Here is a 16,094-nt window from a genome sequence, read left to right as displayed (position 1 = left end):
AATCAAGGCTGTGTAACTCCAAAATGAAGGTCTGCTCGTTGAAAAGATGAAGGTTTTTTTCTTTGGAATACGAGAAAGGATGTTTCGTTTTTGAAAAGGCAAGCTATTAATCTCATTATTTTATGTACCCTATTATCTACGTTATTATCGAGTATACCTTCATTTATCACAAATCCAACGGTAGTATATGCTTCTCCACAAAGCCAACAGGAATTAGTTAAGTGGTTTAAAGAAGCCGCAGATGAATACAATGTTCCTATTACATTACTTATTTCCATAGGCTGGATTGAATCGATGCTAGATGATCACGACGGAGAGCCTAATAATATGAATGGATATGGATTTATGAATTTAATGTCAAATCCAAAAAGAAAAACACTTGAAGAGGCTTCAGAAATAACTGGAATTAGTACAGACGAATTAAAAACATCAACTCAATCAAATATTAAAGGCGGAGCCGCTATATTAGCAAAATATCAGCAAGATATTACAAAGAACAAGAATCATTCAAAGGATTATAAAGATTGGGTTGAAGCAGTAAAGTTATATAGTGGTGCTGATTCTGATGAGGTAAGGACGCATTATGCTGAAGATGTTTTTAGTTTAATTGAAAATGGTTTCATTGATTTATCCAGTGAAAAATTAATCAAGTTGCCATCAGAAAATTCAAAAGAATATAAAGGAAAAAAAGTCCTGCCTCAACTTGATATTAAATGGATTTCAGCCCACGAATCTAATTATGATTCTACAAGACGATCTGCAAAAGATATTACGCATCTAGTGATTCACGTAATGCAAGGCACATATGCTGGCTCCATTGATTGGGCACAAAGAGATCATGGGAGTATGGGTGCTTCTTCTGCTCATTATTATGTGAGTGATGATGGCGATATCACCCAAATGGTCGATGACAGAAATGTAGCTTATCATGCAAGAAGTGCAAATCCCTACACAATTGGCATTGAACATGAAGGATATATTGATGATCCAAAATGGTTTACCAATATTATGTATAGAGAATCTGCAAAGTTGGCAGCAAAATTAGCCTATACTTATGATATCCCCATAAGCAGAAGACACATTAAGGGACATAGCGAGTATCCAAATCAAACACATACGGATCCAGGGGGATATTGGGATTGGGATTACTATATGAAAAATATAAAGGTGTATCATGATAAATTTGTAAATGATGGCCGGAAATGAAATATAACTGCCATTAAATAAGGAGGCTTACAAATTGAAGAATTTGTTTTATTTGCTGGCAGTAGTAATGTTTCTTTCAGGCTGTGCACAGGATACGAAAACAGCTCAACTGGAGTACAAATTACAATATAATGGAGTATCAGTAGGAGATTCATATCATAAAGTGTTGCAGCAATACGGAAAGCCAGAGTCAGAGGATAACAAGGGAGAAACAAAATTACTGGCATATCGAAGTCAAAAGGGATTGTCACATACTCTGATTTTGCAAAACGAGAAGGTAATAAAAAGCACCTTTTATATGGAGTATCTTGAGGGAGACAAGTTGCCAAAAACAAAGGAAGAGGTCTTCAAAACGTATGGGACAAAGTATCAAATGGAAGTAAAGGCTTGTTATGAATCTGCTACGTGTGAAAATTATGTTTATACCTTTGGAAATGAGATGCTAACATTTTTAACCTCTTGGGATAATCAAAAAATTGATGTAGTAACCTTACAAGCAAAGGAATCTGATACTGTTCAGTAGCAGAACAATGCTTTCTTAAATAAAATGTGTAAAATTATGATCGACCGAATTCGTAAAGGGTGCCCTTATATAGGAGCACCCTTTACATATGTAAGCCTTCCAATTACGTGAACTCTAGTTGAAAGTAAGAAAGGGCGAAATCGCTAGAATGACGTAGGACTCGAACCCAAAAAATCCAATATTTTTTGTGAAGAATACCTCTATATCACGGAAAGTAGGAAAAAAGATTCAGTTTTACATATGTACGAATAGTATAGATACAATCTAGTGACACTAATACTTTACATAATGTTTATTAAGTAAACACAGCTCCATTAGAGCAAGCAAGCTTCTTTTCATGTGTGACTAGTCTAGCTGTTTTATATCTACTTATGCTGTTACTAGCATTTTTGGCTATCTTTCTGATAGGTGGCTATGCATGGGGGGAGTGTTTATTGCAAGATGCTTAGTTCAATCTAACAAACGTGTAATGTAGAGCCATTTGAAACAAGGACAGTATGCAGAGATACACAGTCCTTGTTCATTTTTTTGAACACGAACCATACGACCATCATCTCCGTCTTATTCGTGTTGTAGGAAACCCCAAGAAATTTTGCACGCTAGTGTTGCTGATTTAACTTTTATGTTTTCGTTTATGGATTTGGAAAATATATGGAAATTATTCCATTTATTGAATATACTATTAGATATTATCTCGATATAACTGAATTTTTTAGAAAAATGACTTTTCTATGCTATTACAATGCTAGAATTAGCGGAATTTCAGGGAGCAATTTCACGACTTGGTTATATACTGTCAGGAACAGGACAAGGCAGGTATCGCCATCTGATTTGAATCTACCTCTTTGAATCAAAAAGCGTTGATTAGTAGAAATAGGAATAAAAAGTTTATAAATAGGAATGAAGAAAGTGGGGATTAAGATGCAAAAAGAAGTGGTAGCGATTCAGGAAACGATGTTTGATCAGAAGGTAAGAGTAGAGCTATTGCCAAATGTACAGGGGACGCTTCCGCTCGTTATTCGACCAATAGATGAACAGCTTGATTTGCATGCATGGGTAAAGGAGCATGCTGAAAAAATCGAAAAAAGCTTGCTGAAATACGGTGGTATTCTTTTCAGAGGTTTTGACGTACTGACCATTGAGAGCTTCGAAAACCTAACGAAGCAATTCGCTCCTGAGCTTGTAGAGTACGGTGAACGCTCTACTCCACGAACAGAGGTGCAGGGAAGAGTGTACACTTCGACGGAATATCCAGCGGACCAGAGCATTCCGCAGCATAACGAAAACTCATATGCCCACCAATGGGCGATGAAAATTTGGTTCTATTGTGCACAGCCGGCTCAACAGGGAGGAGAGACACCGATTGCTGACAGCCGAGAGGTCTTATCGCTGCTTGATCCTGCTATCGTAAGGCGTTTTATGGAAAAGAAAGTCATGTATGTTCGTAATTACGGCGGAGGGCTCGACTTGCCATGGCAAGATGTGTTTCGAACAGAGGATAAAACAGTAGTGGAGCAGTACTGCAAGAAAATGGGGATGGAATATGAGTGGCTAAACGGCGATTGCCTACGAACTCGCTCCCTGCGTCCAGCCGTTGCGAAGCACCCAAAAACGGGCGAATGGGTTTGGTTTAATCAAGCTCACCTATTCCATGTAACCAACCTGCCAGAGGAAATTCGCGACTACATCATGATGGCCGTACCAGAAGAGAACTACCCACGTAATACATACTTTGGTGATGGGCAGCCGATAGATCTAGCTATTCTTGAGGAAATCCGAAATGTCTTCGAGCGCACATCCGTCTATTTTCCTTGGGAGAAGAGAGACGTTCTGATGCTAGATAATATGCTTGTATCACATGGCCGTGCCCCTTTTGTAGGCCCTCGGAAGGTAGTGGTTGCGATGGCTGATCCATCGACGAACTACACATTTGAATTTGATTCAGCATTAAACTGAGGAGGGTGTATCCATGAGTCGAGTAGCCACATTGGATCGGAAAAATGTTGAGGATATTCTAGGTCTGACTCCGCTTCAGGAAGGCATGTTGTTTCATTATCTGGAACATCAGGATTCCAGACAATACATAGAACAACTTTCGCTAACGATCCGTGGAATTATTCGGACAGAGCTGTTCGAACAGGCGTGGAACATCGTTGCCAAGCAAAATGAGATGCTTCACACGATTTACCGCTGGGAAAAAACAGGAAGTCCTGTACAGATTATTTTGAAGGAGCATCCCATTCCTTTTCGAGTTTTTTCACTTCAAAACAGGGATAGGGAAGAACAGGCAAACGAGCTAGAAATCATCAAAAGCAATGATCTGGACCAAGGGATTGATTTAAGTTCAGCCCCTTTTCGTATTACCTTTGTCCTCTTGAATGAACAAGAATGTGTGTTAATGATTACGAACCATCACATCTTATTTGACGGCTGGAGTACAGGGATTTTGCTTCAGACATTTTGGGATGTTTATCAATCGTTACTGAATAATGAATTAACGGAATATAAGGAAAAAACGAAATATAAAGAGTTTATCCAATGGATACAAAAGCAGAATAAAAACAAACAAGCTACTTATTGGCAAGAGTATCTGGATGGATTCGATTCAAAAACAATGTTACCCCATGATTACAATAGGGACGAAGTGGATAGCGCAGTTGTAAGTACCCGGCAGTTGATGCTACCTATACGGACGAAAGAGAAAATTGAGATGCTTGCCAAACAGCATGGGGTAACATTCTCGGCTTTTATGTACAGCGCGTGGGGGTTATTGCTGCAAAAATTCAACCGATGCGAGGATGTCTTGTTTGGCGTCACCTCTTCGGGGAGAAACGCTAAAATTCCCGGTATCGAGCAGATGGTTGGACTGTTTATTAATACGCTACCGTTGCGGGTGAGAGCCAGTGAACAGCTTCCGATTCTTGATGTAGTAAAGCAAGTGAACACGACCATGATGGGACGGGATGACGCTGAGTTTACCTCCTTGGCAGAAATTAAAGGCTACAGTCAAATAGCCCATGTCCCGTCGTTATTTGACTCAATTGTGGTGGTAGAGAATTATCCACTGGATCAACAAGTAGGAAACACAGATGCTTTATCGCTTCAGGAGTATTCTATTTTTGAAATGACAAACTACGATCTCACCTTGGTCATTTCTGAATATGAACAGGTAGAGATAAAGGCTATATACAGTTCCGATCGTTTCTCTAATGAGACGATTGGTAGATTGCTTACCCTATATGGACGGATTATTGAGTGTATGACAGAGGATGTGGAACAGAAGGTATCAAAACTTTCGTTGCTGACATTGCAAGAGGAGAAACAGATATTAGAAGAATTTAACGATAAACAAGATGAATACGTCCTCTATCAATCCATACCGCTCATGTTTGAACAACAAGTAAAGGAACACCCTAATCATGTTGCATTAATTCATGATGATCAAAGTTTGACCTATCAAAAACTGAATGAACAAGCAAATCAGCTAGCATGGAAGCTAATCGAATTGGGTATATCACGAGAGAGTGTGATTGCGGTTCTCGTGGAGGAGCCGATGCAATCTATTATCGCCACTCTAGCCATCCTAAAGGCAGGCGGGGCGTATCTGCCTATTGATCCTAGTTTTCCATTAGAACGAATTCAATACATGCTCAATGATAGTGGCGCCAAAGTAGTAATTACACAGACCGGCTTTACGTCTTTGCTTCAGGAGTACAACGGCTGCATATTCAACATCCAGAATTCTGCATTGGGCTCCTATTCTAAGGAAAACATGATTCATTCTGTTAGTCCAAAAGATTTGGCTTATATTATTTACACGTCCGGTTCTAGTGGTTTGCCAAAAGGGGTCATGGTGGAGCATCGTAATGTCATTCATTTGGTGCAAAATCAACAGACGGTTCGGATTTCAGCACAGGATTGTCTATTAAAAACAAGCTCGCTTGTCTTTGATGTCTCTGTATTTGAGATTTTTGGATCGCTGTTAAATGGAGCTACGCTTTGCTTACTTACAAAAGAACAGCTTTTAGACGTCGATCATTTTAGACAAACGTTACAACAAAATAAAGTCACACTACTATGGCTGACTAGTCCGCTGTTCAACCAGTTTGCTATGGAGAATCCATCCCTCTTCTCGGATGTACATACATTGATTGTGGGTGGGGACACAGTTTCTCCCATACACGTCAACCGAGTTCGTCAGCAATGTCCACAATTATTGATCGTGAATGGATATGGTCCAACAGAGAACACAGTGTTTTCTACCTTTTTTCCCGTCACCTCGGACTATGAGGTGAATGTTCCGATCGGCAAGCCTATTAGTCATACGAAAGCCTATATTGTAGATAAGAATTGCAAGCTAGTTCCCATCGGCTTTCCTGGAGAGCTGTGTGTGGCTGGAGATGGTGTATCTCGTGGATATTTGAATCGGCCTGAGCTGACAGAGAGTGTGTTTGTTGCTAGTCCTTTTGCTGATCATGAAATGATGTACCGGACAGGAGATTTGGCTAGATGGTTGCCTGACGGTAGCATTGAATATTTAGGGCGAATCGACAATCAGGTGAAAATTCGCGGATTCCGCATTGAGCTAACTGAAGTCGAACATGTATTACTTCAGTACGAATCGGTACGGGAAGTATGTGTAATCGTAAGAGAAGACGAGCAACAGCAAAAATATTTGTGCGCGTATTATGTGGCAAATCAACTGCTGGAGTCTTCCATTCTACGAAACTACTTGTCGCAACGTTTACCGGCATATATGGTTCCTGATTGGTTTGAACAAATAGAGAAGATGCCATTAAACACAAGCGGAAAAATCAATAAAGCTCTGTTGCCTAAGCCTACTATCATTTTTGAACAAGCCGTTTCTTATGAACCACCGAGTAATGAGACGGAGGAAACGTTGCTCGCGCTTTTCCAAGAAGTGTTAGAGATCAATAACATCGGCGTTCTAGATCATTTTTTTGAAAGGGGAGGTCATTCGTTAAAGGCAATGCAGTTGGTCGGCAGGGTTCACCGGATGCTGAAAATGAAACTGAGGATTTCGGCACTCTTTGAAAACCCAACGGTACAAAAGCTGGCACAATATGTTATCACGCAGCAATCAGCTAACTCATCGCTCATCCCAGTGGTAGAGAAGCGTTCGTATTATCCTGTCTCATCAGCACAGAAACGATTGTTTTTATTACACGAAATTGATGGAGCCAGCGTCAACTACAACATCTCGGCTGTGATGCAAATCGAGGGAAAATTAGACAAGGAGCGCTTGGAGAAGGCTTTTGTACAGATTTTACAACGCCATGATATATTAAGGACCTCGTTTGAATGGGTTGATGGGGTACCTGTTCAGCGAGTGGAACCAACTATCACTCTCTCCCTCCAGTCGCTTTCTCTTGATCCGTCATTTGACCTAACAACAGTTGATGAGATAGCCGACCGATTTATACAACCATTCGATTTGACAACAGCTCCCCTTCTGAGATTGGGACTGGCAAAGGCGGCTGAAGATCGACATCTGCTTTTCTTTGATATGCACCACATCATTGGTGACGGTGTAACGATTTCTAATTTTATTCAGGAAGTTGTCAAGATATATCAAGGAATAGAGCCACCAGCACTGCCAGTTCAATATACGGATTATGCTGTCTGGCAGAGTGAATGGCTATTATCAGAAGAATGCAAAAAACAGGAGACGTTTTGGCTGGAAAGCTTTGCTGGTGAGATCCCGATTTTACAATTGCCTATTGATTATCAGCGCAGTGCCGTTCAAAGCTTTGCCGGGGGGCTTGTCAAGATGGTTTTGGATCAATCGGAGGCTGAGACACTGAACCGACTTGCATTACAAAATGGAACGACTTTGTATACGGTATTGCTAGCTAGCTATTATGTATGGCTTATGCATATCTCTGGACAGACCGATATTGTGGTGGGAACGCCTGTGGCGGGAAGGCGTAATGAGGAGTTGGACAATCTACTCGGCATGTTCGTTAATACTTTGGCGTTGCGCAATTATCCGTCGGGCGAGAAGTTATTTAAAGATTTCCTGACAGAAGTGAAACAAAACATGCTTCTAGCTTTAGAAAATCAAGACTACCCATTCGAATTGCTGGTCGACAAGGTATGCGTAGAGCGTGACTCCAGTCGAAACCCTCTGTTTGACACGATGTTCACATTAGAATCTGCGCTTATCCATTCGTTTTCGATTGGCGAAGAGCTATCATTCCAGTCGGTTGAATGTAAACAGCAAGTGGCTAAATTCGATTTGTCAGTCACCGCACGAGAGGAAGCAAACGGCCTGTGCTTTGAATTTGAGTATGCTACCAAATTGTTTACAAATGAAACAATTGTCCGCCTAGCTAAGCAATTTATTAGCGTGCTGAAGCAGATTGCTGCGTCCCCAGATGAGCAACTGTCGGCAATCAGTCTGTTGTCCAAACAGGAGCAACAGCAGATACTCGACGAGTTTAATACGACGACTTCTACATATAGCACGGAGAAATTGGTACAAGAGCTATTTGAAGAACAGGCAAAACGACAACCAGAAAAAACAGCTATCATCGCGGACGGAAAGTCGTATAACTATGGGTTCCTAAATGAATATGCAAATCGTTTGGCTAGCAGATTGAAGAAAAAGGGAGTAGGCCCAGACACGGTTGTTGGTTTGATCGTAGAGCGTTCTGCCGACATGGTAGCAGTCATTTTGGCTGTGCTGAAAGCGGGCGGAGCTTATTTGCCAATTGATCCAGAGCTACCGATGAACCGAATTCGAGCCATTTGGGAAGACAGTGGTTTTCCATTGCTCGTGACCAAATCCCGTATCGCGGAACAACTTGATTTTATTGAAGACATACTTTCTTTGGATGACCCTTCGCTTGCAGAGGAGGAGGACATTAACCCACCATGTGTTAATAAGCTAACTGATTTGGCATATGCCATATACACATCAGGCTCTACAGGACAACCAAAAGGGGTAATGGTGGAACACGGAAATCTGCTTGCGTATCTGCATGCTTTTGATAAAGAGTTCCAAATAACCGCTGATGACGTGGTTTTGCAGCAAGCATCGTATTCGTTTGATGCATTCGTTGAGGAGATGTATCCGACTCTCTTGAATGGTGGCTGCATGGTAATTCCTCACCGTGAGGAAATCAGGGATGTGTCTGCTTTGGCTTCCATTTTGCGCGAACATCAGGTAACCGTCATTAGTTGTTCACCCCTACTGCTAAATGAACTAAATAAATACCCGGTTATCCCGAGTCTTCGATTGATCATCAGTGGCGGAGATGTGCTAAAGCCTGCATATTATACCAGCTACGCAGACCGAGTAGCGATTTACAACACATACGGGCCAACAGAGGCAACGGTGTGCGCTACCTATTTTCATGTTCAGGGTAGAGAAGAGCGAAGCATTCCTATTGGAAAACCGATAAGCAATTATCACGTGTATATCCTTAATCAGGAAGGAAGACTGCTGCCGATTGGCGTTCCAGGGGAGCTATGCATTGCTGGACCAGGCATAGCTAGAGGATATGTCAATCGGCCAGAATTAACAGCAGATAAATTTATTCAAAACCCGTTTGTTTCAGGGGAGAGGTTATATCGAACAGGAGATTTGGCAAAATGGCTACCTGATGGAAATATAGAGATTTTGGGCAGAATTGACCAGCAGGTGAAGATACGGGGATTTCGAATGGAGCTAGGAGACATTGAAGCTGTCCTCCTAGATCATCCGGCGATCGCTGATGCTTGTGTGATAAAAAGAGAGGATGCAGAGGACGAAGCTTACTTATGCGCGTATATCGTGTTCCAGAAGGAGAGCGACCTAATGGAATTACGTGAGTATTTGGCAGAGAGGCTTCCGATCTATATGATCCCTGCAAGCTTTGTGCAAATTGAGAGTATTCCTGTTACTCCGAATGGAAAGGTAGCAAAAAATCAACTGCCAGAACCGAGCGAGCAACGCCTTCAGACGAAGGGATATGTGCCTCCTACCACGGATTGGGAAATGCGATTGGCAGCAGTATGGTCTGATGTTCTTGGTTTAGAGCGAATTGGAGCGACGGATCACTTTTTCACCATAGGGGGAGATTCCCTGCGTGCCGTTAAGCTTGCGACAGCTATAAAGCAATCGTTTGACGCGGATATCTCAGTGACCGAGATATTTAGCCACGCTACTTTACAAGCAATGGCTACACGGATCAAAGGAAAATCTAAACAGATCGAATTCCCCATTCAGCAAGTAACCCAGAGCGAGCACTATCCAGTCTCCTCTGCACAAAAACGCTTGTTTTTGCTGGATCGAATGCAGGGCAGTAACACTTCATACAATATGTCAGGAATCTTACGGGCAACGGGCAAGCTGGATAAACAGCGATTGCAGGAGGCATATCAGCAGCTAGTGGATCGTCATGAGGCTCTGCGAACTTCATTTGACCTGGTAAATGGTGAACCTGTTCAGCGTATCTCCCAAAGTTGTCCAGTAGAAATCGAGATGTTCGAGGTTTCGGAAAAACAGACGCTTGATACGATCATTGCCCATTTTATTCGGCCTTTCGATCTTGCCGATGCTCCGCTGGTTCGTGTCGGACTCGTCCGTCAAAGCGATACAGAACACACGGTTTTATTTGATATGCACCACATTATTTCTGATGGTTTGTCCATGCAAATCCTAATTAGGGACATGGCGGCGTTTTATCAGGGCATTAAGGTATCTCCATTGTCTGTACATTATAAGGACTTCAGCACCTGGCAAAATGAGCGTTTTCAATCGGCTCATTTCCAGAAGCATGAGCAATATTGGTTGGATGCATTTGCGCACGATATCCCAATTTTAGAGATTCCTCTTGATTTTCCAAGGCCCTCGATGAAGGGACATGCAGGAGGCAAGGTATCTTTTACATTGATTGGAGATGACATGGCCGCATTGGAACGGTTGACGATGGAGACAGAAACGACTAAGTTCATGTTACTCATGGCGGTATATCATGTCTTTCTTTCACGATATTCGGGGCAGGAGGATATCATCGTCGGGTCGCCAGTTGCTGGGAGGTTCCATTCTGATTTGCAAGAAATGATAGGGATGTTTGTAAATACGATCGGCTTGCGAAGCCAACCAGCAGGTCACAAGCGTTTCATAGACTTTCTTACAGAAGTAAAAGCTCTTTCTCTCCAAGCCTTTGAATATCAGGAATATCCATTTGAAAAGCTGATTGAGAACCTCCAGCTACCTAGGGACTCCAGTCGTCATCCGCTTTTCCAAACCGTTCTGGTTTTCGAGGAGGATCAAACGGATAGCTTCCGTGCAGGAGATATACAGTTTGTCAGCTTGCATGATCCAAATCCGATCGAAAAATTCGACTTCACTTTATTTGCCAAACAGACAAAGAGCGGCCTGCATATTACCTTGTCCTACGATCTTCAGCTATTTTCTGAGGAGACAGCCAAGCGAATGCTGCAACATTTTCGTACGCTACTTTCCCGGGTAATAGAGCAGCCAATGGGCCAGATTTGTGGATTAGAGATCTTGCAGGATGAGGAGAAAGTGCAGATCAGTGAAATTTTTAACAACACAAAAACGAACTATCCAGTATATCCATCCATTCATGCGTGTATAGAAGAACAGGCAAAAATAGCTTCTCAGCGCCCAGCACTCGTTTTCAAGGATCAGAGCTTGACCTACGACCAGCTCAATCGAAAGGCGAACCAATTGGCCAGAGTGATTAGCAGATCGGGAGTGAGAAGTGACGAAATCGTTGGTATCATCGCTCATCATTCTCTGGAAATGGTAGTGGGAATGCTCGCAGTGTTAAAGGCCGGAGCGGCTTTTCTCCCAATTGATCCAGCGTATCCAGCAGAGCGGATTCAATATATTTTAGCAGATAGTAAAGTGAAGACGGTTTTGGCCTCTGCTGGGGTAAAAGAGGCATATAACGGCAACAGCGAGTCATGGTTAGATATGACTACACTTACGCTTGATATGGAGGATGATTCCAATCTACTGCTTCCTGTCGAACAACGGGATTTGGCTTATGTCATCTATACATCAGGATCGACTGGTATGCCTAAGGGTGTTTTAATCGAGCATGGCTCCTTGTTAAATCTATCTTTGTGGTACCGTGACTATTTTAAGGTTTCAAAGCAGGACGCCACCACTAAGTATGCAGGATTTGGGTTTGATGCTTCTATCTGGGAGGTTTTCCCATATCTTATAAGTGGTGCTTGTATTCATATCATTCCAGAAGAGATCAGACTAGACCTGCCAAAATTACATGAGTATTTCGAGGCAAACGGAATTTCGATCAGTTATTTGGCGACTGCAATAGGAGAGCAATTTATGAAACTGCCAAATCGTTCTCTGCGGATGCTACTAGTGGGTGGCGATAGGCTAAAGCAAATTTCGCCGACGAGCTATCAGGTAGTCAACTCTTATGGACCGACCGAGTGTACAGTCACGAGTATGGTCTATCCGATTGATCAGTCGACCCCATCAGAGATTCCGATTGGGAAACCGATCGCTAATGCAGAAATACTCATTTTGGACCCACTGTACAACCGACTTCAACCGATCGGTGTGCCCGGTGAGTTATGCATAGGAGGGGTAGGTTTAGCAAGAGGCTACATTGGACGGCAGGAGCTTCAAGCTGAAAAATTCATAGCCCATCCGTTTAAACCGGGGCAAAGGCTGTACAAAACAGGCGATCTTGCAAAATGGATGCCTGATGGTAACGTCCTGTTCTTAGGGCGAAGGGATACTCAGGTCAAAATTCGAGGGTACAGAATTGAATTAGAAGAGATTGAAGCACGGTTATTACAGCATCATTTGGTACAAGAAGCTGTCGTTAAGGTGATTGAGCATGTAGGTTATCCAGCGATATGTGCCTATTACGTATCAACTGAGCCGATAGCCGAAGTAAAGCTACGTACGTTTTTAAGTCAGACGTTGCCAGCTTTCATGCTGCCATCCTTTTTTGTTCAACTGGAAGCACTGGTCCTTACACCTAATGGAAAAATAGATTATAAGAAGCTACCGATGCCAGAAGTAGTGCATGGTGATCAAGCTCAGTTGCAGATACCTGAAAATGATATAGAAGAACAGGTGTTATCTATCTGGATGAAGTTATTACAAAACCCTAGCATCGGTTTACATGATAATTTCTTCGATCTGGGAGGACATTCTCTACTTTTGGTTCAGATGCAGGGGGAATTGGCAAAAATTTATCCTAACGTGGTCAGTGTCACTGATTTGTTTGCTTACCCTACTGTGAGTAAGTTGGCAGCATACATTCAAGAACAGCTAGAACCAGTAGCAGAAGAAGTAGAGGCGGAGGAAAGCATGGACCAGAAACTAGCGACGATGCTAGAAAAGGTAGAAGAAGGCGATTTGAGCATGGAGGATGCATTAGCCTTATTGGAAGAAATGGAAATCAAACGCTAAGAGTCAGTTTCCTGATGGGCAATCGAAAAATGACTGCCCTCAGGATTCTCAAGCTTCTACGAGAGTGAGGAGGAAGAAGTGAAAAAGCTCGCCATGATGTTCTCGGGACAAGGCTCCCAATATGCAGGAATGGGCTTGGATTTGTATACAGACTTTGAAATTGCTCGGCAGGCGTTTGAAGAAGCAAGTGATACCTTGGGATTTGACCTAAAAAAGTGCTGTGAGCAAAGCAGTCGGGAAGAACTAACACGTACGGAAATAGCACAGCCAGCCATTCTGACCGTAAGCGTGTCGGCATTTCGGGTGTTCATGCAAGAGTTTGGAATCGAGCCATCCTATCTAGCCGGTCATAGTCTGGGTGAATATTCTGCTCTGGTTTGCGCAGAAGCCCTTTCGTTTCAGGATGCTGTTCTACTTGTTTCCAAAAGAGGACAGTTCATGCAGGAAGCGGTTTCGCCGGGTGAAGGAAGTATGGTAGCTGTACGTAATATCCCCGCTACCCTAGTAGCTGACATGTGCCACAGCGTATCTGAGGGACAGAAGGCAGTGGAGATCGCTTGTTACAATTCTTTGCATGAGGTGGTGATTGCCGGTCATCGGGAGGCAGTCAGCAGGGTGAGCGAGATGATAAAGCGACAAGGTGCGCAGCTTATCTCGTTACAGGTAAGTGCTCCCTTTCATTGCATGCTGATGAAGCCAGCAGCCGAACGATTACATGCTGAGCTTGTGAAGGTCAATGTTGATACATTGAAATGGCCGGTTTATTCCAATGTGACTGGAAAGCCGTATGATGATCAAGCTTGCATTGCCGAGTTACTGACTAGACAAATGACTGAGCCAGTCAAATGGGCGCAAATTATGCAGGATGCTCATGACCAAGGAGTAGAACTTGCTATTGAGTTCGGGCCAAAAACGGTGCTTCGTAATCTGACAAGGAAAAACGTTCCGACACTTAGGGCTTTTTCCTTTGATGAACCATCAGATCGTCAAAAGCTTGAAGAGGAATTTCCGACTGTGGTGCAGACGTGCATCCGGATTGGTATCTGCACAAAGAATCGTAACAATGACGAAGCAGCATACCAAAAAGGATTTGTGCAGCCGTATCATAGATTGCAAGAGCTTGGGCATAAGCTGAAGGAGTGTGGAAGACGACCTGATTTGGGGGAAATAGACGAGGCGATGAAGTGCTTGCAGATGATGCTAGCTGCAAAACAGACGCCTTTGGAGGAACAGGAAAGAAGAATGGATCAATTGTATCAGATCACGGGATACAAACAAAAAGGATGCGTTAATTCTATACATGTGGAGGTTTGATGTCAGAATGCTATCTATTGAAAGCATTGATGCAATTATTCAGCAAACGTTTGACGAAACACGCATCCCAGGTTTTACAATAGCCGTTCTCAAGGGTGAGGAAGTCGTCTATGCTAAGGGCTTTGGCAGTATTAACAAGGAAGAAGGGGGGACCCCTGTAACTTGCGATACAATTTTCCGCATTGGCTCTTTGGGGAAGCCACTTACTGGAAGTGCCATCATGCGGCTTGTAGAAGCGGGGAAGGTAGAGCTCGATATACCGATTATAAATTACATACCTGAATTCCGTCTTAGCGATCCAGAGGCCGCTAGGAAAGTAACATTGCGTATGCTACTCAACCATACGGCAGGATTTCCAGACGGTGGTGATATGGTTGGCAAGCGTGATCTAGGGGCATTAGGGGAATATGTCCGGGAAGAAATCTCTCAATTAACCCTAATGGCACCACCAGGATTTTTGCATTCCTATAGCAATCACCATTTGAATCTGGCGGGATATGTAGCAGAACGGGTGACGGGTCAGTTTTTTCCAGAATTCATGAAAGAATGGTTATTTGATCCTCTTCAAATGAGCCGGACTTTGTATGATCCTTTGGTAGCTTTCACCTATTCATTGGCGCTTGCCCATGACCGCCATCCTGACGGTTCTTTACGCGTTCAGCATAACTTTCCAGAAAACGCAGCGAATTACCCGTCCTACTTTGCGATGTCAACGGTAAATGATTTAGCTAGATTTGCCCTTATGCATCTGAATAGGGGGCGTGTTGGTCAGACACAGATTCTTTCGCCAGAATCCATCGAAGAGATGCATTCGCTACAGGCGGACCGCTTCACCCTGTCTGGATTGGCAAGCGGACTTACATTTTTTAGGGATACTTACAAGGGAGTTCAGATGATAAGGCACGCCGGGGCAATCAGCACATACAACAGTGCAATTCTTCTTGTACCGGAACAAAAAGTAGGTGTCATAACTCTTTCCTCGCAGGATTATGGCTGGACAGAGGCACATGAGATTCTTGACCAAATGCTTGAGCTACCTAAGCAAATGCCGAAAGTTTTTGCAGCAGCCAGCTTCCAGGAACCGCCCGTGGATAAATCGCAATGGTCAAGCTATGAAGGAACGTATATCGGTTTTCTCAAGGGCGCGGCTCAGGTGCGAATGTCTGATAATGAGCTGTATTTGAATTTGAATGGCGAAGAAAGACAACTATGTTACGTCAGAGAGCATTTTTTTATCACCTACGATGACGAACAGGAACCGCTCGATCATATCGGTTTTATTCCTAAAGACGGGGAAGCTGCTCCGTACATCATGGTCAACAGTTCCGCATGCCAAAGAACGACCGAACGTCTGTATCAATCTGATTCATCCCTGTGGTATAAGTTTGAAGGGGATTACACGGACAACGTTCTCAATTTTTCATTCCGAGTGGATGATAGAGGCCCTGTTTTAATTGATGAGGACACCGAGACGGTTTGTGTTCCTCTTAAGGATAATCTGTTCTATGTAGATGAATTTGGATTAATGGAGTTTACGGAAGAAGAAGAAGGTATGATGCTTACTTTTCAGAATACCTGGCGATATGTAAAGGCGTAAACAAGATCATTTTTTCAAAAAAC

6 protein-coding genes are annotated in these 16,094 nt (G+C 43.0%); all 6 read left to right on the top strand.

The features are described 5' to 3' along the window. Nucleotides 1-90 precede the first annotated feature (90 nt). Nucleotides 91-1,206 (top strand): N-acetylmuramoyl-L-alanine amidase, encoded by a 1,116-nt coding sequence (locus BRLA_RS11725; RefSeq protein WP_003337661.1) that lies wholly within the window; start codon nt 91-93, stop codon nt 1,204-1,206. A gap of 34 nt (nt 1,207-1,240) precedes the next feature. Further along, the gene (locus BRLA_RS11720) at nt 1,241-1,729 is read left to right on the top strand and encodes a hypothetical protein (RefSeq protein WP_003337659.1); all 489 of its coding nucleotides are present in this window, start codon (nt 1,241-1,243) and stop codon (nt 1,727-1,729) included. A 921-nt stretch (nt 1,730-2,650) separates the two neighbouring features. Then, nucleotides 2,651-3,685, top strand: a complete 1,035-nt coding sequence (locus BRLA_RS11715) for a TauD/TfdA family dioxygenase (protein ID WP_003337657.1) — start codon at nt 2,651-2,653, stop codon at nt 3,683-3,685. A 13-nt stretch (nt 3,686-3,698) separates the two neighbouring features. Then, entirely contained in the window at nt 3,699-13,160 is a 9,462-nt protein-coding gene (locus tag BRLA_RS11710) for a non-ribosomal peptide synthetase (protein WP_003337656.1), read from the top strand. A gap of 78 nt (nt 13,161-13,238) precedes the next feature. Then, complete coding sequence (gene fabD, locus BRLA_RS11705) at nt 13,239-14,474, top strand: ACP S-malonyltransferase (RefSeq protein WP_003337654.1); 1,236 nt, start codon at nt 13,239-13,241, stop codon at nt 14,472-14,474. Between the two features lie 7 nt (nt 14,475-14,481). Beyond that, nucleotides 14,482-16,071 carry a serine hydrolase domain-containing protein gene (locus BRLA_RS11700; protein WP_003337653.1) on the top strand — a complete coding sequence of 530 codons (1,590 nt, stop codon included), beginning with the start codon at nt 14,482-14,484 and terminating at the stop codon, nt 16,069-16,071. Nucleotides 16,072-16,094 lie beyond the last annotated feature (23 nt).

The organism is Brevibacillus laterosporus LMG 15441, assembly GCF_000219535.2.
Classification (GTDB): domain Bacteria; phylum Bacillota; class Bacilli; order Brevibacillales; family Brevibacillaceae; genus Brevibacillus_B; species Brevibacillus_B halotolerans.
Note: the sequence above shows the minus strand (reverse complement) of the source record. Positions and strands in the feature narration are given on the sequence as shown.

What these genes read in the sequence shown, in the direction of transcription:
- BRLA_RS11715 (WP_003337657.1), top strand. Translation starts at nt 2,651, where the DNA reads ATGCAAAAAGAAGTGGTAGCGATTCAGGAAACGATGTTTGATCAGAAG.
- BRLA_RS11710 (WP_003337656.1), top strand. Translation starts at nt 3,699, where the DNA reads ATGAGTCGAGTAGCCACATTGGATCGGAAAAATGTTGAGGATATTCTA.
- BRLA_RS11700 (WP_003337653.1), top strand. Translation starts at nt 14,482, where the DNA reads ATGCTATCTATTGAAAGCATTGATGCAATTATTCAGCAAACGTTTGAC.